Below are 20677 nucleotides of genomic sequence, written 5' to 3'. Positions count from 1 at the left end.
GAACTCGTTACAGATTCTGAAATAAATTCAGAATGACAGTTTTTTTAGTCTTCTAACAAGCATTTAATTTAGTGCTTTTCTTCGTCTTTTAACAATTCAGGAAACTTAGCCTTAAAACGATTTAATCTCGGAATAGAAACAGCCCTTACATAGCTTTGATTTGGATTTCGTTTTTCAAAATCTTGATGGTAGGCTGATGCCTTATAAAACTTTTGAAAAGGATACACTTCAGCAGCTATTGTAGCATCTAACTTTTTAGCTAATGCAGCTTTCTTTTCCTCAATAATTTTCTTTTGTTCATCATTCTGGTAGAAAATTATTGAACGGTATTGAGGTCCATTATCTGGTCCTTGTCCATTAACTTGAGTTGGATTTTGTGATCCAAAATAGACATCTACTAAAGTAGAAAAACTCACCACTTTTGGATCATAAATCACTTCAACAGCTTCGGCATGTCCTGTTGTGCCTGAGTGACTTTTTTCATATGTAATGTCATCTGTATGTCCGCCCGAAAAACCACTGTAAACTTCTTCAACACCCTTTACACTTTGGTAAATAGCTTCAACACACCAAAAGCATCCACTTGCAAAATAGGCTTTTGCTTTGCCGTTTTCTAAAGGAACTTCTGTAGGTTCGGCTTCAATTACTGCTTTTTGTTTTGGATTTACTTGAGCTTGATTATGGCAACTAAAAACGACGCTCAGTATTAGAATAGATAAAATCTTTTTCATATAATTTTTTCTTTTTTCAATAGTCGTTTAAAATTACAAAACCTTAATGCGTATTGTTTTAAAATTCTATTAAAATAAAAAAGCCTCTGCAAATGCAGAGGCTATATCAATATTTTATTTTAGGATTACTTGCCTAGTTTAGCAAATAACTTATCCATTTTTGCTTTTTCTTCTTCAGCTAGCTCAGCATCAACTAAGATACGTCCACTATGCTCATCAGTAATTACTTTTTTACGAGAAGCAATTTCTACCTGTACTTGTGGAGGAATTGTAAAGAAAGAACCACCTGAAGCACCACGTTCTATGGCAACAACAGCTAGGCCATTCTTAACGTTATTTCTAATTCTTAAGTAAGCTTTTACTAAACGCTCATCAATTTTCTTTTGGTATTCATCAGACTTACCTAAAAGTGCTTCTTCTTCTTTTTCAGTTTCTTTTAAAATCTCATTAAGTTCACCTTTTTTGTGTTTAAGGTGTGCTTGACGATCTTTTAAACGATCTTTAGTTCCAGAAATCACTTCTTTTTTCTGCTCAATCTGTACTTTAAATTCTTTGATGTGCTTTTCAGCTAATTGAATTTCTAATTCCTGAAATTCAATTTCTTTAGTCAATGAGTTATACTCTCTGTTATTTCTAACATTTTTTTGTTGCTCACTGTATTTTTTGATTAAGGCCTTAGCTTCTTCAATTAAGTTTTTCTTGCCTTTAATCTCATCGTCAATAATAGCAAGGCTATCATTTAGCTTTTCTAATCTGGTGTTTAATCCTTCTACTTCGTCTTCTAAATCTCTAACTTCTAAAGGAAGCTCACCTCTGACATTTCTTATTTCGTCTACTCTAGAGTCAATTAATTGTAAATCGTATAATGCTCTTAAACGTTCTTCAACAGAAACTTCAGCTTTTTTTGCCATAATTATAAATACTTAACCGGATTTGTACTAATTTTTGATAAAATGATCCTGCCTGCCGGCAAGGCAGGTGCAAAATTAGTAATTTTTTCCGAGAGATAGTCTACTAAAAACGATTTTGTGAACTGCTCACTTTCATAATGTCCTATATCGGCTAAAATAATGCTCTTTTCTGCCGTGAAAAAATCATGATATTTAAGATCTGCTGTAACTAATATATCTGCTCCTGAGGCTTTTGCTGCATTAATAGCAAAGCTACCAGAGCCACCTAAAACGGCTATTTTTTTAACGGGTTTATCAAGAATTTCAGAATGTCTTATACACTCAGTATTCATTTTGTTTTTAATGAATTTTAAACAGCTTTTTGCATCCATTTTGGTTTCTAGTTCACCAACCATACCAATGCCGATATGTTGGTTGGTGTTTTCTAAAGTTGTTATTTCATAGGCGACCTCTTCATAAGGATGCGTGTTGAATAAGGTTTTTAGAACTATAGATTCTAAATGTTTATGAAAGGTAACGGAAATAGCAGTTTCATTTTCAGTATGTAACTTACCTTTTTCTCCAATAACTGGATTAGAATTTTCATTTCCTAAATAGGTACCTTCACCATCAATATTAAAACTGCAAGATTCATAATTGCCAATACTTCCCGCTCCAACTTCAAAAAGTGCTTTTCTAAGTGATTCAGCATGTTCTTTAGGAACATATGTTTGAAGTTTTTTTATAGTGCCAGATTGCGGGATCAATATTTTTTTATTGTTCAAGCCTAGTTGGTTGCATATAATATCGTTAACTCCTTGAATGGCATTGTCTAAAGCTGTATGAATTGAGAAAATGGCAATATTGTGCTGTATAGCTTTAATTACCACACGTTCAACATAGGTTTTGCCGGTTAATTTTTTTAAACCTTTAAAAATAATGGGATGAAAACTCACAATGAGGTTACAGTCATTATCTATAGCTTCATCGACGATACTTTCGAGAGTGTCTAGAGTAACAAGGATTCCTGTAACTTCTTGATTTTTATCACCAACCAAAAGACCAACATTATCAAAATCTTCAGCATAGGCTAGGGGAGCTAAATCGTGAAGTTGATTTATAACATCTTGAACAATCATAAGTGTATATTTGTTTCAAAAATAATATAATTTAGTGCTCGTGAAGTTGATTCGAAAAATATTGTTTCCTGTTGTACCCATTTATTATTTGGTGACATGGTTCAGAAATAAACTGTACGACAATGGTGTTAAATCTTCAAAGTCTTATGATTTTCCTATAATATGTGTAGGTAATCTTAGTGTTGGTGGAACAGGAAAAACACCAATGATTGAATATTTAATCAGGTTATTGAAGGAAGAAAAAAGAGTGGCTACATTGAGTAGAGGCTACAAAAGAATTACTGAGGGATTTGTTTTAGCAGATGAAAATGCAACTGCAGATACTATAGGTGATGAACCGTTTCAGTTTTTTAGAAAGTTCGAAGATATAAAAGTTGCTGTAGACGGCAACCGACAAAATGGTATTGCAGAATTGAGAAGTTTGGAGAGTAAGCCAGAAGTAATTTTATTGGACGATGCGTACCAACACAGAAAGGTAAAAGCAGGGTTTAATATTCTATTGACATCTTATGCTAATCCGTATTATAATGATATGGTTTTACCAACAGGAAATCTAAGAGAACCAAGATCTGGTTCTAAACGTGCAGATGTTGTTGTTGTAACAAAATGTAATCCTTCTATATCGGAGGCAGAAAGGAATGAAATTACTAGAAGGTTAAAACTCAAATCCCATCAAAAAGCATTTTTTAGTTATATAGACTATGCTAAAAATGTAATTTCTTGGCAGAAGGAATTACCATTAAATCAATTACAAGAATTTACTTTGGTAACAGGTATTGCTAATGCTACTCCGTTAGTAGAGTTTTTAAAGAAGCAAGGGGTGAAATTCGAGCATTTAGAATTTCCGGATCATTATAGCTTTAGGCCAAATGATATAGAATTATTAGAAAGGAAGGGGACTATTTTAACAACCGAAAAGGATTACGTAAGGTTGTCGGACTATGAAAGCTTTAAGGATAAGCTATACTATTTGCCAATACAAATGCAAATATTCAATAATAAAGAATTTGATGAAACTATAAAATCATTTGTTAGCTAAAAAAGCTAGAGACAATTTTTTCGCCAGATAAAGCAGCGAACAATTTCTTTTCAAAATCTTCTTGCTTAAAAGGTTTAGAGATAATATCATCAAAACCAGCTTCACCGAATTCATGCATTTTATCTTCAAGAGTTACGGCAGTAAGCGCAAAAATAGTTAGTTCTTTGTCAAAAGTTCTAATGATTTTTGTGGCTTCCAATCCGCTAATTCCAGGCATATGAATATCCATTAAAACAACATTGTATTCAACAGCTTTTACCTGTTCTACAGCTGCTTCACCATTGTCTACAATATCACAGTAAAGACCCATTTTGGTAAGAATCTTTTTGGTGATCATCTGGTTAATCTTGTTGTCTTCAACAATCAAGATTTTTACATCGCTTAGATCCAAATCTTCCATTTTATTGGTTTTTTTCGTTTCCTCTACTATTGGCTCATCAATGCTTTCAGTGTGTTCTAAAGGAATTTCAAAGAAGAATGTAGTGCCTTTTCCAAGTTCACTCTTCAAGTAAATTTTACCTTTCAGAATCTGAATAAGCCCTTTTACAATAGAAAGTCCTAGACCTGTACCACCATATTTTCTGTTAATTTGTACTGAACCTTGAGAGAAACTCTCAAACATTTGGTCTTGTTTTTCTTTTGTAATACCGATGCCATTGTCTTCAATTTCAAATCGAAGCGTGTACATTTTGTCCTTTTGGGCAATTTTGTACGCTCTTACCCAGATGTCTCCATCTTTAGTAAATTTAATGGCATTTCCTAGTAGGTTAATTAAGATTTGGGAAATCTTTAGCTGGTCACCAATATAGGTTTCTGGCAACCCTTTTTCATAATCAAAGTGTAATGAAGTGTCATTGTCATTAGCAGAATTGCCAAGCGCAGACATTACATTTTCTATTTTATTTTTAAGGTTGAATTGTTCTGGGTCTAATTCAACTTTGTTAGCTTCAATCTTATTAATCTGAAGAATATCATTAATAAACGTTAATAAATAATCTCCAGAGAATTTTAATGATTTTAAATGCGGAATTTGATGTTCTTTAGGTTCTTCATCTAAAAGCATATTTGTTAATCCTGTTACTGCATAAAGTGGTGTACGAAGTTCGTGCGTAACAGTAGAAAGGAAATTTGCTTTGGTTTTTGAAGCTAATTCAGCTTTTTCTTTTGCAACAATAAGTTCATCATTTTTCTTATGAAGCATATTGTTGGTTTTCAGTCTAATATTATTGTTTTTATATAATGATAATGTTAGAAGCGAAAGAATTGTGATTAAAGCAATACTTAAAATTGTTGTTATTCTCGTAAAAGTACTCTCTGCGTTAACCTCTTCAATCTGAGCTAAAAGCTGAGCGTTTTCATCATCTTTATACTTATTAATGGATTCACCAGTTGCTCCTTGAGCTAGATTTTCGCGTTTTACGTTAAGGATGGAATCTGATAGCTCAATGTGTCGCTTTATAAAATCATAAGAGTTTTTAAAGTCTCCTTTGTTTTTATGAATATCACTGATTATAAGATAAGCTTGATTAACATTTTCAACAATGTTATTTTCTTGAGCAATGGTGAGACCTTCTTGAGCTTGCGAAAGTGCTAAGTCATCATTTTCAAGAGCACTTGAAACCTTACCATTCTGAATAAGCGCACTACTTAAGAGTCTATCCTGTTTATATTTTTTAGCTAAAATGATTGTCTTCTCCAGTTGAGCTTTTGCCTCTTCATAACGTTTTTCAGCAATAAATACTTTTGCTTCGTTTAGGGTTACTTCAGAGATGTACTCTTCTAAGTCTTCTTGCTCAAATAAGTTTTTTGATGCGGTAAAGTATTCTAAAGCATCTTGATATTCGCCTTTTGTACTGTGAATAACACCTTTAATATTGTAGGTTACTGCCAAACCAGAATAGTCGCTAATTTCACGTTGAATTTGACTAGCTTTATTTAAGGAGATATTAGCTTGATCTTGCTCATTTACCAAAAATTGGACTTTGGCAATTTTAGTGTGAATTTTACCTTGACTGGCTTTATCTTCAATTTTTTCAGCAATTTCAAAAGCTTTATTAAGGTTATCTAAAGCATTATAGTAATCACCTCTATCGCTCTCCAACTTAGCTTGTTCAATGCGGTTTTGAAGTCTTAATGACAGCATGTCTGCGTCCTCTACACTTTCTTCTTGTGCAAAAGCCAGACTACAAAAACATGCTAAAAAAACAAATATGTGATATTTGATCTGGGACATTTCAGCTTTCTTTATTTGAACAAATATAATTATTTATTCGACAAAAGTGCTTTTTTATTCGATAAATTGCAAATTAAATCTAAAATTCTTGAGCTATAGCCAGTTTCATTATCGTACCAGCCTACTATTTTAACCATGTTTCCGATAACAGACGTCATTTGAGAATCAAATATGCAGGAATGAGAATTTCCGATTATATCAACTGAAACTATAGGGTCTTCAGTGTATTCTAATATCCCCTTTAAGTTTGATTCTGCTGCATTTTTAAAAATAGAATTAACTTCTTCTATTGAGGTATCTCTCTTAACATTAATGGTAATATCAGTTAATGAACCATTGGCAACAGGGACTCTAATACCGCAACCACCTATAACATCAGATAAATCTGGGAAAATTTTAGTCAATGCTTTTGCAGCACCTGTTGTTGTAGGTACAATAGATTGTCCAGCTGCTCTAGCACGCCTTAAGTCTCTGTGAGGTTGATCGTGTAAACTTTGATCTGTTGTGTAGGAATGAACCGTAGTAATATAAGCCTGCTTGATGCCTAAATGCTCCTTAATTAAAGAAATCATTGGTGCAGCATTGTTTGTAGTACAAGAAGCATTTGATAATATAGTGTCAGAATCATCTAAAAGATTATCATTAATACCTAAAACAATAGTTTTAATATCATCTTCTAAAGGAGGAACAGAGAGAATAACAGAATTGGCACCGTTGTTTATATGTTGTTGGAGTTCTGTTTTGGTTTTGAATTTTCCTGTTGACTCTATTACCACATCTGGACTTACAGATGACCAATCTATAGATTTTGGACTCGTTTCCCTGTAGAGTGGAATTTTAATATCATTGAGGATGATATGATTTCCATCAAATGAAACGGATTCATTTAAAACACCATGAATACTATCATACTTTAATAAATGACTAAGCGTTCTACTGTCAGCGAGATCATTTATAGCAACAATTTGAATTTTTGGATTTTGAAGTGATAATCTAAAAACTCTTCTGCCAATTCTACCAAAGCCATTGATGGCAACCTTAATCATTAGTTAATGTGTTTTTGAGCCTTGTAAGAGGATCTAACCAATGCACTACTTTCAACATGTCTAAAGCCTAAATCCAATCCAATTTCTTCGTATTCCTTGAATTCATCAGGATTTATAAAACGCTGAACAGGTAAGTGCTTTTTACTAGGTTGAAGATATTGGCCAATAGTTACGACATCTACATTATTATCTTTAAGATCATGTAGCGTCTCAATAACTTCTTCTCTAGTCTCACCTAAGCCTAGCATTATACCAGACTTTGTTCTTCGTTGACCTTGTTCTTTTAGGTATTTTAATACTCCCATACTACGGTCGTATTTTGCCTGAATTCTTACTTCACGCGTAAGACGTCTAACCGTTTCAATATTGTGGGATACAACTTCTGGCGCAACATCAATTATTCTGTCGATATGCTTTTCTATACCTTGAAAATCTGGAATTAAAGTTTCTAGAGTGGTTTCAGGGTTCATGCGTCGTACAGCTTTCACGGTTTCTGCCCACATAATGCTTCCCATATCTTTAAGATCATCTCTATCTACACTTGTTAAAACAGCGTGTTTTATTTGCATTATTTTTATGGAACGTGCCACTTTTTCTGGCTCATCCCAATCTACTGTTTCTGGTCTTCCGGTTTTTACACCGCAGAATCCACAAGAACGTGTACAAACATTACCTAAAATCATGAAAGTTGCAGTACCTTCTCCCCAACATTCACCCATATTAGGACAACTTCCCGAAGTACAAATAGTGTTTAGTTTATATTTATCTACCAAACTTCTAAGCTCAGTATATTTTTTTCCGGTAGGAAGCTTAACTCTAAGCCATTTTGGTTTACGTTCTGGTAATATATTTGAAGCAACTTTTGTTTCCATGCAAATTGTAATTTCAATTTACAAAGATACGAACTTAATAATAAAAATAGGCTAGAGTGTTAATAGATACCAAATACTAAAACCAATTAAAAACAGAATGCCAATCCATGATAAAACATGAAGTTTTAGTGTTGGTCTCCATTCTTTTGGTGTGTGCTTACTGGTAATTAATTTGTAATTAGCAATAGCATAAAATGGCGCTGTAACAAAAGAAAGTATCGTGGCCAATTCTATTAGGAAACCCATTTCAGATTTTAAAAATAAAAATATTGAAATAGTACCAACAACTAAAACTAAAACCCATAAAAGAAAACCGTTGTTTTGTTTCTTTTTGAATAATAGCTCTGTGGTTTTATGCATTGCTCTAGGAGAAGCGTCTAAAGTAGTAAGCGTAGTGCTAAACATTGTTGTAAATGCCGCAATACCAATTATAATATAAGACCAATTTCCCAGTTGTTCTGTATACATGCTAATGAGCTGATTGGCAAAAACAGAAGCTTTATCGCTGAGAGTTTCACCAGAATTGAACATTACTAAAGTGCCGAGCGCAATAAAACCAAGCCCAACAAATATGGCAGCTATAAATCCTACATTAAAATCAAATAGAGAGGATTTTACATCATAATCGTTATTATCTTTATGCTTTTCTATGGCCCAAAGCGATTGCCAAATAGAAACATCTAAAGGTGCTGGCATCCATCCCATAAAAGCAATTAAGAAACCTATGCTACTAGCATTTTCAGGAATGATTTGGGTGAAAACAATAGTTTGGTTATCAGTTTTTAAAGCTAAAAAAACAGCTATAATAGTACTTACGGTAAGCATAATGACTATAATTTTCATCAGCTGGTCTAAAAACTTATATCTGCCTCTAAGTACAATTCCTAGGCAAACAGCAAGAATAATGATTGTCCAGATTTCAACCGAAATAAAGTTTCCAAATAAACTACTGGCCAAACCAGCAGTTACAATAGTAACCGCAGTCTGTATAGTAAACATGGTTAAAAAAGTCAATATGAAATAAATTATCAAAACAGGTTTGCCAAGTCGCTTGTAGCCGTCCAATAAACTTTCGCCTGTAGCTAATGCATATCTTGGACCAAATTGAAAAAAAGGATATTTTACTACATTAATGAGTAATAAAGCCCAAATAAAACCAAAACCAAATTCTGCACCAGCTCTTGTAGATTGAACTAAATGAGAAACACCAATTGCTGCACCGGCAAATAATAAACCTGGTCCTAATGTTTTTAGACTAAATCGCATTATTTCTTTTGAATAATCTCTGCTAATAGTTTTTTAGCACGAAGTAACTTCACCTTTACATTGTTTATAGGTTCTTTAAGTTCTTCTGAAATCTCTTTATAACTAAGCTCTTGGAAATACCTTAAATTAATAACTTCCTGATAATGCGGTTTCAACTTTTTAATATCACGTAAGAGTTTAGCTAAGTTTTGCTCTGTAATAATTTTATCTTCAGGAGAAGGAGAGTCGTCTATAATATCGAGATAGCTGTCTTCGTTGTCTTTTGATGTATTTCTAAAACTACGTTGTTGCTTTCTAACTAAATCTATATGTATGTTTTTGGAAATGGTAATTAACCAAGTCTTAAACTTATAATCCTCATTATAGGTATGTATTTTATCAAAAGCTTTAGAAAATGTTTGTATGGTAATGTCTTCAGCATCATTTTCGTTTTCAGTTCTTTTTAGTTGAAATGCATAAACATCATTCCAATAAGTATCTAATAGAAAATTGAATGCAATTTGATTGTTGTTTTTGGCTTTGCTAATAGCGTCTTTTATTTCCAATGTTTGGGTTTAGATATAAGATTAGCAATAAAGATAAATAATTGAGATGTAATAAGGCATAATTCTAAAAAAGGTGATAAAACTAATAAGTCTATTTCTCCTAATTTTTTAGCAGTGAACCCGAAAGAGAAGAAGTATATGACAAATCTCAATACAATTAAAGCTAAAACCCATTGCCAATTAAAATTTAGGGAAAGAAGTAAGATTCCTAATGCCCAAAATAGAAATTGTGACATATAGAATAATCCTAACAAAAACTGATGCTTAAACTTATAGAATTTAGAAGTACTGATATGTCTTCGTTTTTGTAAAATCCAATCTTTAAACTTGTGTTTTGGTTCAGAAACCGTAAAACTATCGGTATTGAAACAAATTGATGTATTCGATTTGTTTGCAGTTTCGTTGATAAACAAATCGTCATCACCAGAATTAATAAATACGTGATTGCTAAAACCGGAATTACCAAAAAACAAATCCTTTTTATAAGCCATATTTCTACCAACTCCCATATAAGGTGAACCTAGGTTGGCATAGGAGAAATATTGTAAAGCTGTCATAGTGGTTTCAAAGCGTATGAGCTTGTTTAATAGCGAATATGGTTTTTTACAGTAGCCTCCATGACCAATAACAATTGATTTTTCCTTAGAAAAACTTCCTGCAATGTAAGACAGCCATTTGGTTGATATTGGTTTGCAATCAGCATCTGTAAAAACTAGATGCTCATGTTTAGATGCTTTTATACCAAGCGTTAGTGCATACTTTTTATTACCCCAAAACCTTTCATTGGTTTTTACATCTACTAACTTTATGTTAGTGTGTTTGGATGCAAAGTCCTCTATAATTTCTAATGTATCATCAGAAGAGCTGTCGTTTACTAAAACAACTTCAAAATTCGGATAATCTTGATTTAAAATTAAAGGAAGGTTTTTCTTAAGATTTTCGGCTTCATTTTTTGCACAAATTATAACTGAAAGTGGAATATTTGTCTTTTGCTTATTTTCAGCTCGCTTTACAGAGAAAGTAACAAGAAAACTTAAATAATAACCAATTTGGATACCAACAATTACAATAAACGTAATGAAGAGCACCGAGGGAAGTGACAACATTAAGCTTTAAGAATGTTGAGTTTCGTTACAGTTTTCAAATTGATCTGGAGTTTTTCCGCAAAAACCACAAGCTTCACCCTCTTTATTTAGCATTGGGTTTTGGCTAGCACAAGTTCCTGCAAACTTCCCATCTTTTTTTGCCCAGATTTTAATAGCTATTCCTGCAAATCCAAGAGCTAATAATCCTAATGTAAGTAGTAATAACTTCATAACTTTTATTTGGTGCAAAGATAATGCTTTTACATTTATTGCATAAATTAAGGACAATTAGTTAACAATACTTTTTAACTATATATAATAAAAAAGCACATGATTCATAAAGAGTCATGTGCTTTATTCAAAAAAAAAAAAATCTTATTTCTCTTCTTTTAATGAGATTTCAGCAACTTCAGTGTTGTTTTCGTTAGTGTCATCACCATCAGTTCCAATCTTTATACTAAGTGCGAGTGCATCTTCCATATAAGGAATTTGTTTCAACTTACGGTCAGACTCATCTAAAATACCAAGATTAACCATTTTATCTTGAAGCTCGGCCCAAATTTGATAATGTTGTTCTTTTGGTAATTGAGGTAGTGTAATAACATCAATCATAGATGTTTTATCTACTGGGTTAATGTATGCTACAGTTTTTAAATCTTTAGCACGATCATTACCATTAAAAACATATTTTTTAGCGTCTGGGTTGTTAAGCTTCATCAATTCTTTAGAAAGTTCATCTAACTTAGAATTGTTTTTTTCAATGTCACTCCTTAAGTCATAGATTTCATCTACAACAACATTGTTTTCAGCATTTAAATTTTGGTTCTTTTGATATAACATAAAAGATGTTACAGCAAACAATACAGCAGCTGCACTAGCAGCAATGCTATACCAAGGCGTACTTCTTTTTGGTTGAAGTTGTATCACCTTTGGCTCATCATTTAAAGCTTCTAACACATCACCTAAAACATTAGGTGCATCAACAGCGTCAATTTTTGCTAATATTTCTAAATTATCTTGAAGTTCATCATAAGCTTTCTCAGCCTCTGGATAATTAGAAATAAAATGTTCAACTTCTTTAGATTCTTCATGAGAAGTTTCACCTAGTATATATTTGCTAAGCAAATCAGAATTTAAGAAGTTATGTAATTTTGTTTCCATGATCAAATAATTTATGGATTGTAAACCTTTTTCAGTTCCCTTAATCCTATTTTTAATCTAGATTTTATAGTACCCAAAGGAATGTCTAACTCGTCACTCGCTTCTTGTTGTGTCATTCCCTGAAAAAATAGGGCATCTAACACAATTTGGTACTTTTCATCTAATCGTCCAACATGCTCTTTAATATCCAAGACATCTTGGTTTATTTTCGATGTTGGTAATATATATACGTTTGAAGTATCGATTTGGACTTCTTTTTTGTATCTATTATTAAAACTTCTCAGTTTATCGATAGCAGTATTCCTAGCTATACGGTATAGCCATGTAAAGAGTTTTGCTTTTTTAGGGTCGTACTTAGAAGCATTTTTCCAAACCTTTACAAAAGTTTCTTGTAAAGCATCTTCAGCAATTTCCTCATTGATAGTTACTTTTAAAATTACTCCATATAAACTGTTGGAATAGTGCTCGTAAAGTAAATTCAAAGCACGCTTATCTCCTTTTTGAAGGAAATCGATGATTTTTTGTTCGGTAGGTGTGATGCTCAAAATTTATTAAATCAAAGTTTTTTTGATATTTGTAATCCAAATCGGGATTTAAAAACGTAAATATAATTAAATACACTTTATCAGAATAAAATAATGCACCGATAAGGTGATCTACATAAATTAGAATAATTTATTCTTCATACGAAGTAATTGGTTAATAGCATTTTTAAAATTATTCTAAATTCAAAAGTCATAATTATTGGAATTATGACTTTTGTTTTTTTTAGATAATATTGACCTCAGTTTCAATATCGATTTCAAAAAGTCGTTTTATTGTTTTTTGAATGAGTTGTGCCAATTCAAAAATATCTTTTCCGTTGGCGTTACCATAATTAACGAGTACTAAAGCTTGCTTGTTGTGTACACCATAATCACCGAAACGCTTACCTTTAAAACCAGCTTTTTCTATTAGCCATCCGGCAGGAACTTTGACTTCAGAATCTGAAATTTTATATGAAGGTATTTCAGGAAAATTTTCTTTCAGTCGATTAAAATGTTCTGTTGAAACTATCGGGTTTTTGAAAAAACTACCACTGTTACCTATGTCTTTAGGATTTGGTAATTTACTCTCTCTAATGGCAATAACAGCTTTTGAAATATCTTGAATTGTTGGTTTAGTACTATTTGAATTTTCAAGTTCTTGTTTAATGGCTCCATAATCCATATGCAGCGTATGGTTGTGTTTAGTAAGCTGAAGATTAACGCTTGTAATAATATATTCACCTTTTAAATCTTGTTTGAAAATAGATTCTCTATAGCCGAAATTACAATCGTTTTTAGAAAAGGTTCTTAAAGATTGATCTTTAATATTTACAGCTTCGCAACTAACAAACACATCCTTTAATTCTACTCCATAAGCGCCAATGTTTTGAATAGGAGCAGTACCGATATTTCCAGGTATTAGTGATAAATTTTCTATACCACCATAACCATTTTTGAGACACCATAAAACAAATTCGTGCCAGTTTTCGCCTGCCATGGCTTTAACGATTACTTTATCCTCAGTTTCTTCAACAATTTCTTTTCCTTTTAGGTTAATGTGAAGTACTAAAGCATTCACATTTTGGGTTAGTAGCATATTACTGCCACCACCCAAAATGAATAAAGGTTTTTGACTTTCGGTTTTTAAAACTTTCTGCAAATCTTCAATTGAAGTTATGTTACAATATGAATTTGCTTTAGCATCAATGCCAAAAGTATTGAAAGGTTTTAAAGAAACATTGTGGGATATCGTCATTAGTCTTTGTAAACTTTTAAAGCTTCGGCAAGTACTTTTACAGCTATCTTTAAGCTTTCTTCATTTAAAACGTATGCAATTCTAATTTGGTTTAAGCCGACTCCTTTAGTAGAATAAAAACCAGCAGCAGGTGCTACCATTACAGTGTTGTTTTCATAATCGAAAGACTCTAATAACCATCTTGCAAAATCATCAGAATTCTTAATTGGCAATTCGGCTATACAATAAAAAGCACCATTAGGTTTTGCTACTTTAACACCTTCAATTTTTTCTAATTCGGCAATTAATGTATTTCTACGCTTTACATATTCTTCGTTAACTTCATCAAAATAGTTTTGAGGAGTTTCTAGAGCAGCTTCACTAGCAATTTGTGCTAATGTTGGCGGACTCAACCTAGCTTGAGCAAATTTTAAAGCCGTTTTAATCACTTCTTTATTTTTAGAAACTAAGTAACCAATTCGTGCACCACACATACTATATCGTTTAGAAACAGAATCGATAACAATAGCGTGATCTTCTAAACCTGGCTCTTGAAGAATAGAATAATGTGAAATACCATCATAAACAAATTCACGATATACTTCATCAGCGATTAAGAAAAGGTCGTGTTTCTTAACGATTTCAGCAAGTTTTTTTATTTCTTCTTTTGAGTATAAATAACCCGTTGGGTTTCCTGGGTTACAAATAAGTATGGCCTTGGTTTTTGGTGTAATAAGTTTTTCAAATTCTTCGATTGGAGGTAATGCAAAATTATCTTCAATTTTAGAAATTACAGGTACTATGTTTATTCCCGAAGCGGTTGAAAAACCATTATAATTAGCATAAAATGGTTCCGGAATAATAATTTCATCATCAGCGTCCATAATACTTCCAAAAGCAAAAAGTAAAGCTTCACTACCACCTGTTGTAACGATTATGTCGTTATGGGTAACTTCAATAGAATTACGTTCGTAGTATTGAGCAATCTTTTTTCTGTAATCTTCAGAACCTTCAGATCTAGAGTAGGCTAAAATATCAAGGGAATGAACCTTAACAGCATCTAAAGCAACTGTAGGTGTTTTAATATCTGGTTGTCCAATATTTAAGTAATAAACTGTTTTTCCGTTTTTATGAGCTTCTTCAGCATATGGCACCAATTTTCTGATTGGTGATTCAGGCATATTAACTCCTTTGTGAGAAATTCTTGGCATATAATAGTTTTTAAAAATGCTAAGGTCTTAAATTTCTTAAAGTTTATTTAAAAAAAAGCCTTAAAAAATATGATTTAGGCTAAAGATTTGTAACTTAATTTAAAATACATGAATCTTTGACTTTCTTTTGTCGACATAATGTTTTTGTATTAATGTCTTTAATGTTTGGGTTTTTACCAGCTCAGGGTAAATTTTTTTTAAAAGAAGATGTTAGTAAAAAGATTGAATTTCAATTCATCAATAATTTAATCATAGTACCTGTAGAAATTAATGGAGTCAAATTATCGTTCGTTTTAGATACAGGAGTAAGTAAGCCAATTCTCTTCAATTTATCAGAAAAAGACTCTTTAGATTTAAAAAATGTTGAAACATTTTATCTACATGGTTTAGGAGGTGATGGGAAAATTCAAGCCATAAAATCTAGTTATAATAAACTGAAAATAGGGGACGCTATTGGTTTAAAACAAGATGTATATGTAGTTTTTGATAGAGATATCAATTTTGCATCTAGGTTAGGTGTATTAGTTCATGGAATTATTGGTTATAATATTTTTAAAGATTTTGTGGTAGAGATTAATTATGGTTCGGAATATATTAGATTATATAAGCCTGATAGCTATAGGCCCAAGATATCAAGAAAATGGGAAACAATACCTCTTAAAATTTATAATAAGAAACCTTATATAAATGCTAGAGTTAACATTGAAGAATCTATTAATAAAGTTAAATTATTAATAGACACAGGAAGTAGTGATGCTTTATGGTTGTTTGAAGAAACAGAATTAGGCATTGAGCCGAACGAAGATTTATTTTTTGAAGATTATTTAGGTAAAGGTCTGAGTGGTTCCGTATATGGAAAACGATCTAAAGTTGATATGTTTAGTATAAGTGAGTTTGATCTCAAAAATGTTAATGTTGCTTTTCCTGATTCATTATCGGTTGATATTACAAAAACGACACGTAACCGAAAAGGTAGTTTGGGGGGAGAGATTTTAAAACGATTTAGGCTCTTTTTTGATTATACACATGAAAGGTTGTATTTAAAGAAAAATAACATGTTTAAAGATCCTTTTACTTACAATAACAGCGGGATTGTATTTGAGAATGATGGTTTTACTTTTTTTAAAGAAAAAGTTATAATACCAGTTAAGACTAACTATGGAAAGCATGAAGGGTCGTCTACTAGTGCTAATAGTGGTGTAGCTTTCAAACTTCGCGATTTAGTTAATTATAGGACTAGACTAAAGCCATTATTTAAAATTGTAGAGTTAAGGAAATCTTCTAATGCTTATTTAGTAGGTTTAAAAATAGGTGATCTTTTGGTTGGTATTAATGGAAAGAAGGTTGGTGAAAAAACTACTCTTGCGCAAATTAATGAAGACCTATATGGAAAAACAGGTAGAACTATAAGATTAAGTGTATTGCGAAACGGACAAATAATACGATTTAAATTTAAGTTAGATAACGCCTTCAAAAAAGAAGAGCACTCAAATTGAGTGCTCTTTAAATTTTATTAATTAGATTGAAATTTACTCTTCAATCATACTTTTTTCTTTCTTTTCTAAAACACTTGTCTTACTAGAGTCAACTACTAAACCTTTAATTTTTAAGGCAACTGTAGGAGTTTCAGCATTAGAAGTTATAGTTATTGTCTTTCTAATAGGGCTAACTCTTGTAGTGTTATATTTAACTTTTATTTCACCTTTTTCTCCTGGTGCGATAGGATCTTTTGGCCAACTAGGCACTGTACATCCACAAGTAGATTTAGCATTAGATATAATAAGTGGTGCATCGCCTGTATTGGTAAACTTAAAAATTCTTACACCATCAGCACCTTTCTCGATAGTTCCATAATCGATAACATCGGTTTCAAATTCGATTTTTGCTGTCTTTTCTTGAGCATAAGATGTAAAGCCTATAAAACTTACAAATAAAATTGCTATTAAATTTTTCATCATTTTAATTTTAAATAGATACTTTCAAAACTAGGTACTTTTTCGTTCTCCTCAAAATTAATTAGACGTAATACAGCGTATTTAACAATAATTAAAGATTTGTAAACACAATAATCACCTAATAATTTTTCAAAAAAAGAAATATAAGTACTTTTGTCAGTTACTTAGCAAAAACAATACCAAAACATGGAAATTCCATCAAAATATAATGCACTGTCAGTAGAGAATAAGTGGTACGACTACTGGATGAAACATAATTATTTTCACTCTACACCAGATGAAAGAGAGCCATATACCATTGTAATTCCACCTCCAAACGTTACAGGTGTTTTACATATGGGACATATGCTAAACAACACTATTCAAGATGTACTTATTCGTCGTGCACGCTTATTAGGAAAGAATGCCTGTTGGGTACCTGGTACAGATCATGCCTCAATTGCAACTGAAGCTAAAGTAGTTGCTAAGTTAAAAGCTGAAGGTATAGATAAAAATGATCTGTCTAGAGAAGAGTTTTTGAAGCACGCTTGGGATTGGACACATGAATATGGTGGAGTAATCTTAGAACAATTAAAAAAACTAGGATGTTCTTGTGATTGGGATAGAACCAAATTTACGATGGATGACGATATGTCTGAAGCTGTTATTAAAGTTTTTGTAGACTTATATAATAAAGGACTTATCTATCGTGGATACCGCATGGTAAATTGGGATCCGGAAGCTAAAACAACATTATCAGATGAAGAAGTAGAGTATGTTGAAAAACAAGGAAAGCTTTACTATGTTAATTATAAGATTGAAGGCAGTGATAACACTTTAACTATAGCTACGACTCGTCCTGAAACAATTTTAGGAGACTCTGCTATTTGTATTAATCCAGAAGACCCAAGACATCAAAATCTTAAGGGTAAAAAAGTAATTGTACCAATTTGTAATCGTGTTATTCCGATAATTGAAGATGATTATGTTGATGTGGAATTTGGTACAGGTTGCCTTAAAGTTACTCCAGCTCATGATGAAAATGATAAAGTTTTAGGTGATAAGCATAATTTAGAAGTTATAGATATCTTTAACGAAGATGCGACTTTAAATAGCTTTGGTATGCACTACGAAGGTCAAGATCGTTTTGCAGTGCGTAAAGCTATTGTTAAGGAGTTAGAATCTTTAGGGCAAATTGAAAAGATTGAAGATTACACTAATAGAGTTGGTATTTCAGAGCGTACTAAAGCCATTATAGAGCCACGTTTAAGCGACCAATGGTTCTTAAAAATGGAAGACTTAGCAAAACCAGCACTAGATGCTGTTCTCACAAATGGAGATGTAAAGCTCTTCCCTAAAAAGTTTGAAAATACGTACCGTCATTGGATGGAAAACATCCGTGATTGGAATATCTCACGTCAATTACTTTGGGGACAGCAAATTCCTGCTTACTACTATGGTGATGGAAAAGAAGATTTTGTAGTTGCTGAAACACTTGAGCAAGCTGTTAAGCTTGCGCAAGAAAAGACTAACAACTTACAACTAACAACTAAAGACTTGCGACAGGAAACTGACGCACTAGATACTTGGTTCTCTTCTTGGTTATGGCCAATGAGTGTTTTTGATGGAATACGAAATCCTGAAAATGAAGAAATAAAATACTACTACCCAACCAATGATTTGGTAACAGGTCCAGATATTCTGTTCTTTTGGGTAGCTCGTATGATTATTGCAGGTTATGAGTATAAAGACCAAAGACCATTTGAAAATGTATATCTCACAGGATTGGTAAGAGATAAGCAAAGACGAAAAATGTCTAAGTCGCTTGGTAATTCACCAGACGCCTTAAAGCTTATTGAACAGTTTGGTGCAGATGGAGTGCGAGTAGGTTTATTGTTAAGCTCTGCTGCTGGAAATGATTTGTTGTTTGATGAAGACTTATGTGATCAAGGAAAGAAGTTTGCTAATAAAATATGGAATGCCTTTAGATTAGTAAAAGGATGGGACGTTAGTGAAGGTATTGAGCAACCTCAATCAAGTAAAATAGCGTTAGAGTGGTTTGAAACCAAATTGCAAAAAACACTAATTGAGATAGAGGATCACTTCAGCAAATATAGATTGAGTGATGCTTTAATGGCAACTTACAAGTTGATTTGGGATGATTTCTGCGGATGGTTGTTAGAAATGATTAAACCAGCTTATGGAGAGCCAATAGATAGTACAACTTTTAAGGCTACTATTGCTGTGTTTGAAGATTTATTGAAAATCCTTCATCCATTTATGCCTTTCTTAACCGAGGAAATTTGGCAATATATAGAGGAGCGTTCACCAGAAGAAGCGCTTATTATTGCAAAATGGCCAGCAAGTAAACCAATTAATGAAGCATTAATTTCCGAGTTTGATTTTGCTGCAGAAGTTGTTTCTGGTATTAGAAATATTAGAAAACAAAAGAACATAGCTTTTAAAGATGCTATTGGTTTTTCTGTTGTGAACAACGAAAATGTAGCCTCTACTTTTGATGGTTTAATTTCAAAAATGGGTAATTTAAATAGTTTTGAATATATAAAAGAGCCAATTGAAGGTGCCTTAACGTTTAGGGTAAAGTCTAATGAGTACTTTATTCCTATGGAAGGTAGTATAGACGTAGAAGCTGAAATTAATAAGTTAACTGAAGAGTTAAATTATACTGAAGGCTTCTTAAAGTCAGTTCAGAAAAAATTATCGAATGAGCGTTTTGTAAATAATGCGCCAGAACAAGTTGTAGCTTCAGAAAAGAAAAAAGAAGCAGATGCTTTAGCTAAGATTGAAACTATAAAATCTAGTTTGGCAAGTTTACAATAAGACTATTTTAAAGATTAGAACTAAAGTCTCTTAATGAAAATTTTGAGGCTTTTCTTTTTCAAGAATAAATCTTAAAAACGTCTAATTTAAGTTAACCTTCTCATAAAGTGTTAAGTAATTACTTCAATTTGTTAAAACTGATCAATATTTTAAGAATAGTTTAGTTTGAGATGTTTTCAAATTTTCAAGATCGCTTTTAATTTTATCAGTGTATAATTTTAAAATCAAAATGATTATGAAAACGATGAAATTATTTACAACTACATTTTTAGCTACAGGATTTGTTTTAATGTCTTGTAATGAAGGAAAAACAAAGGAAGTTAAAATGAACGATTCTGAAGTCACTGCAATGAGTTCTAGTTTCAATTCTAATAAAACTATTGATAATACAGTAACAACTCGCGAGTATGCCATGAATGATGGTAGTGAAATAAGTTATAGTTTAGGAAATGATGGTGTAGAATCTTTAGAAGATTGGGAAGCATATAACACATTAAACAATGAAATATCAGAAGTGGAAGCGGCAGAACTCCAAACTACAAATGAGAGAATTGCAAGTTGGGATGGAGTGATTGCTAATCTTCAAAATACAATACCAGATTGGTTAAAAACTGAAGAAGTTATGGAAGATGTCGCTGACGTTCAGAAAGAATATAAGGAGTTGGTAAATGAAAAAAGTACAACTGCTAAGGAAAGAGAAGAAAACCTTGAAGAGCTTTCAGAACAGTTTGATGATTTGCAAGAAGAGCTAACGGAAACCGTTAATGAGTATTTAAAAAATCATGCAGATGCCATTGAAGAATATAACGAGGAAATGAAAAAAGGAAAGAAAAAAGCTGCTGTTGAAGAGTATAATGAAGAAATAAAAAAGAATGATAAAATTGCTGATTATGAAGAGCAATAATAGTTTTTTCGTTAGATAA

19 protein-coding genes are annotated in these 20677 nt (G+C 32.2%); 4 read left to right on the top strand and 15 right to left on the bottom strand.

Annotation, left to right across the window (positions count from 1 at the left end):
- Positions 1–68: 68 nt before the first annotated feature.
- From msrA to QGM60_RS01565, 3 genes are all read right to left on the bottom strand, one after another.
- Positions 69–731 (bottom strand): peptide-methionine (S)-S-oxide reductase MsrA, encoded by a 663-nt coding sequence (msrA, locus tag QGM60_RS01575; protein ID WP_281138477.1) that lies wholly within the window; start codon positions 729–731, stop codon positions 69–71.
- 125 nt (positions 732–856) lie between these two features.
- Positions 857–1642 carry a C4-type zinc ribbon domain-containing protein gene (locus QGM60_RS01570; RefSeq protein ID WP_281138476.1) on the bottom strand — a complete coding sequence of 262 codons (786 nt, stop codon included), beginning with the start codon at positions 1640–1642 and terminating at the stop codon, positions 857–859.
- A 2-nt stretch (positions 1643–1644) separates the two neighbouring features.
- Entirely contained in the window at positions 1645–2760 is a 1116-nt protein-coding gene (locus QGM60_RS01565) for a Nif3-like dinuclear metal center hexameric protein (RefSeq protein ID WP_281138475.1), read from the bottom strand.
- Between the two features lie 40 nt (positions 2761–2800).
- Here QGM60_RS01565 and lpxK point away from each other — a divergent pair, with 40 nt between their 5' ends.
- Positions 2801–3799, top strand: coding sequence for a tetraacyldisaccharide 4'-kinase (gene lpxK / locus QGM60_RS01560; RefSeq protein WP_281138474.1), 999 nt, complete (start codon positions 2801–2803; stop codon positions 3797–3799).
- Here the strand turns inward: lpxK and QGM60_RS01555 are convergent.
- From QGM60_RS01555 to QGM60_RS01505, 11 genes are all read right to left on the bottom strand, one after another.
- A complete protein-coding gene (locus tag QGM60_RS01555) occupies positions 3792–6032 on the bottom strand; it encodes an ATP-binding protein (RefSeq protein ID WP_281138473.1) in 2241 nt (746 codons plus the stop codon). The two genes, lpxK and QGM60_RS01555, sit on opposite strands and share 8 nt — an antisense overlap.
- A gap of 29 nt (positions 6033–6061) precedes the next feature.
- On the bottom strand, positions 6062–7078 hold the full coding sequence (gene gap / locus QGM60_RS01550; RefSeq protein ID WP_281138472.1) for a type I glyceraldehyde-3-phosphate dehydrogenase: 1017 nt from the start codon (positions 7076–7078) through the stop codon (positions 6062–6064).
- The gene (gene lipA, locus QGM60_RS01545; protein WP_281138471.1) at positions 7078–7950 is read right to left on the bottom strand and encodes a lipoyl synthase; all 873 of its coding nucleotides are present in this window, start codon (positions 7948–7950) and stop codon (positions 7078–7080) included. Before lipA ends, gap begins: the two co-directional genes overlap by 1 nt.
- Positions 7951–8001: 51 nt before the next feature.
- The gene (locus QGM60_RS01540) at positions 8002–9216 is read right to left on the bottom strand and encodes an Nramp family divalent metal transporter (protein WP_281138470.1); all 1215 of its coding nucleotides are present in this window, start codon (positions 9214–9216) and stop codon (positions 8002–8004) included.
- Positions 9216–9761, bottom strand: a complete 546-nt coding sequence (locus QGM60_RS01535; RefSeq protein ID WP_281138469.1) for a sigma-70 family RNA polymerase sigma factor — start codon at positions 9759–9761, stop codon at positions 9216–9218. Before QGM60_RS01535 ends, QGM60_RS01540 begins: the two co-directional genes overlap by 1 nt.
- Positions 9752–10867 carry a glycosyltransferase gene (locus tag QGM60_RS01530; RefSeq protein WP_281138468.1) on the bottom strand — a complete coding sequence of 372 codons (1116 nt, stop codon included), beginning with the start codon at positions 10865–10867 and terminating at the stop codon, positions 9752–9754. Before QGM60_RS01530 ends, QGM60_RS01535 begins: the two co-directional genes overlap by 10 nt.
- Before the next feature lie 6 nt (positions 10868–10873).
- The gene (locus tag QGM60_RS01525) at positions 10874–11077 is read right to left on the bottom strand and encodes a membrane or secreted protein (protein WP_281138467.1); all 204 of its coding nucleotides are present in this window, start codon (positions 11075–11077) and stop codon (positions 10874–10876) included.
- 144 nt (positions 11078–11221) lie between these two features.
- Positions 11222–12007: an anti-sigma factor gene (locus QGM60_RS01520; RefSeq protein WP_281138466.1), complete on the bottom strand. Its 786-nt coding sequence runs from the start codon at positions 12005–12007 to the stop codon at positions 11222–11224.
- Between the two features lie 11 nt (positions 12008–12018).
- Positions 12019–12552 (bottom strand): sigma-70 family RNA polymerase sigma factor, encoded by a 534-nt coding sequence (locus QGM60_RS01515; protein ID WP_281138465.1) that lies wholly within the window; start codon positions 12550–12552, stop codon positions 12019–12021.
- 223 nt (positions 12553–12775) lie between these two features.
- Positions 12776–13789, bottom strand: a complete 1014-nt coding sequence (gene murB, locus QGM60_RS01510) for a UDP-N-acetylmuramate dehydrogenase (RefSeq protein WP_281138464.1) — start codon at positions 13787–13789, stop codon at positions 12776–12778.
- A complete protein-coding gene (locus tag QGM60_RS01505; protein ID WP_281138463.1) occupies positions 13789–14979 on the bottom strand; it encodes a pyridoxal phosphate-dependent aminotransferase in 1191 nt (396 codons plus the stop codon). Before QGM60_RS01505 ends, murB begins: the two co-directional genes overlap by 1 nt.
- 161 nt (positions 14980–15140) lie before the next feature.
- Between QGM60_RS01505 and QGM60_RS01500 the strand changes: the two genes are divergently transcribed.
- Positions 15141–16475 carry an aspartyl protease family protein gene (locus tag QGM60_RS01500; protein ID WP_281138462.1) on the top strand — a complete coding sequence of 445 codons (1335 nt, stop codon included), beginning with the start codon at positions 15141–15143 and terminating at the stop codon, positions 16473–16475.
- A 33-nt stretch (positions 16476–16508) separates the two neighbouring features.
- Here QGM60_RS01500 and QGM60_RS01495 read toward each other — a convergent pair whose 3' ends face one another.
- Positions 16509–16934: a DUF1573 domain-containing protein gene (locus tag QGM60_RS01495; RefSeq protein WP_281138461.1), complete on the bottom strand. Its 426-nt coding sequence runs from the start codon at positions 16932–16934 to the stop codon at positions 16509–16511.
- A 186-nt stretch (positions 16935–17120) separates the two neighbouring features.
- On the opposite strand from QGM60_RS01495, the gene QGM60_RS01490 reads away from it, so the two are divergent.
- The gene (locus QGM60_RS01490; protein ID WP_281138460.1) at positions 17121–19754 is read left to right on the top strand and encodes a valine--tRNA ligase; all 2634 of its coding nucleotides are present in this window, start codon (positions 17121–17123) and stop codon (positions 19752–19754) included.
- Positions 19755–19998: 244 nt separating this feature from the next.
- Positions 19999–20658, top strand: a complete 660-nt coding sequence (locus tag QGM60_RS01485; RefSeq protein WP_281138459.1) for a hypothetical protein — start codon at positions 19999–20001, stop codon at positions 20656–20658.
- Positions 20659–20677: the final 19 nt, after the last annotated feature.

Source organism: Winogradskyella sp. SYSU M77433, from assembly GCF_029911945.1.
GTDB lineage: Bacteria > Bacteroidota > Bacteroidia > Flavobacteriales > Flavobacteriaceae > Winogradskyella.
Note: the sequence above shows the minus strand (reverse complement) of the source record. Positions and strands in the feature narration are given on the sequence as shown.

Excerpts from the sequence above, each read along its gene's own strand:
- msrA (WP_281138477.1), bottom strand. The coding sequence starts at position 731 with ATGAAAAAGATTTTATCTATTCTAATACTGAGCGTCGTTTTTAGTTGC.
- QGM60_RS01570 (WP_281138476.1), bottom strand. The coding sequence starts at position 1,642 with ATGGCAAAAAAAGCTGAAGTTTCTGTTGAAGAACGTTTAAGAGCATTA.
- QGM60_RS01565 (WP_281138475.1), bottom strand. The coding sequence starts at position 2,760 with ATGATTGTTCAAGATGTTATAAATCAACTTCACGATTTAGCTCCCCTA.
- QGM60_RS01555 (WP_281138473.1), bottom strand. The coding sequence starts at position 6,032 with ATGTCCCAGATCAAATATCACATATTTGTTTTTTTAGCATGTTTTTGT.
- gap (WP_281138472.1), bottom strand. The coding sequence starts at position 7,078 with ATGATTAAGGTTGCCATCAATGGCTTTGGTAGAATTGGCAGAAGAGTT.
- lipA (WP_281138471.1), bottom strand. The coding sequence starts at position 7,950 with ATGGAAACAAAAGTTGCTTCAAATATATTACCAGAACGTAAACCAAAA.
- QGM60_RS01540 (WP_281138470.1), bottom strand. The coding sequence starts at position 9,216 with ATGCGATTTAGTCTAAAAACATTAGGACCAGGTTTATTATTTGCCGGT.
- QGM60_RS01530 (WP_281138468.1), bottom strand. The coding sequence starts at position 10,867 with ATGTTGTCACTTCCCTCGGTGCTCTTCATTACGTTTATTGTAATTGTT.
- QGM60_RS01525 (WP_281138467.1), bottom strand. The coding sequence starts at position 11,077 with ATGAAGTTATTACTACTTACATTAGGATTATTAGCTCTTGGATTTGCA.
- QGM60_RS01520 (WP_281138466.1), bottom strand. The coding sequence starts at position 12,007 with ATGGAAACAAAATTACATAACTTCTTAAATTCTGATTTGCTTAGCAAA.
- murB (WP_281138464.1), bottom strand. The coding sequence starts at position 13,789 with ATGACGATATCCCACAATGTTTCTTTAAAACCTTTCAATACTTTTGGC.
- QGM60_RS01505 (WP_281138463.1), bottom strand. The coding sequence starts at position 14,979 with ATGCCAAGAATTTCTCACAAAGGAGTTAATATGCCTGAATCACCAATC.
- QGM60_RS01500 (WP_281138462.1), top strand. The coding sequence starts at position 15,141 with ATGTTTGGGTTTTTACCAGCTCAGGGTAAATTTTTTTTAAAAGAAGAT.
- QGM60_RS01495 (WP_281138461.1), bottom strand. The coding sequence starts at position 16,934 with ATGAAAAATTTAATAGCAATTTTATTTGTAAGTTTTATAGGCTTTACA.
- QGM60_RS01490 (WP_281138460.1), top strand. The coding sequence starts at position 17,121 with ATGGAAATTCCATCAAAATATAATGCACTGTCAGTAGAGAATAAGTGG.
- QGM60_RS01485 (WP_281138459.1), top strand. The coding sequence starts at position 19,999 with ATGAAATTATTTACAACTACATTTTTAGCTACAGGATTTGTTTTAATG.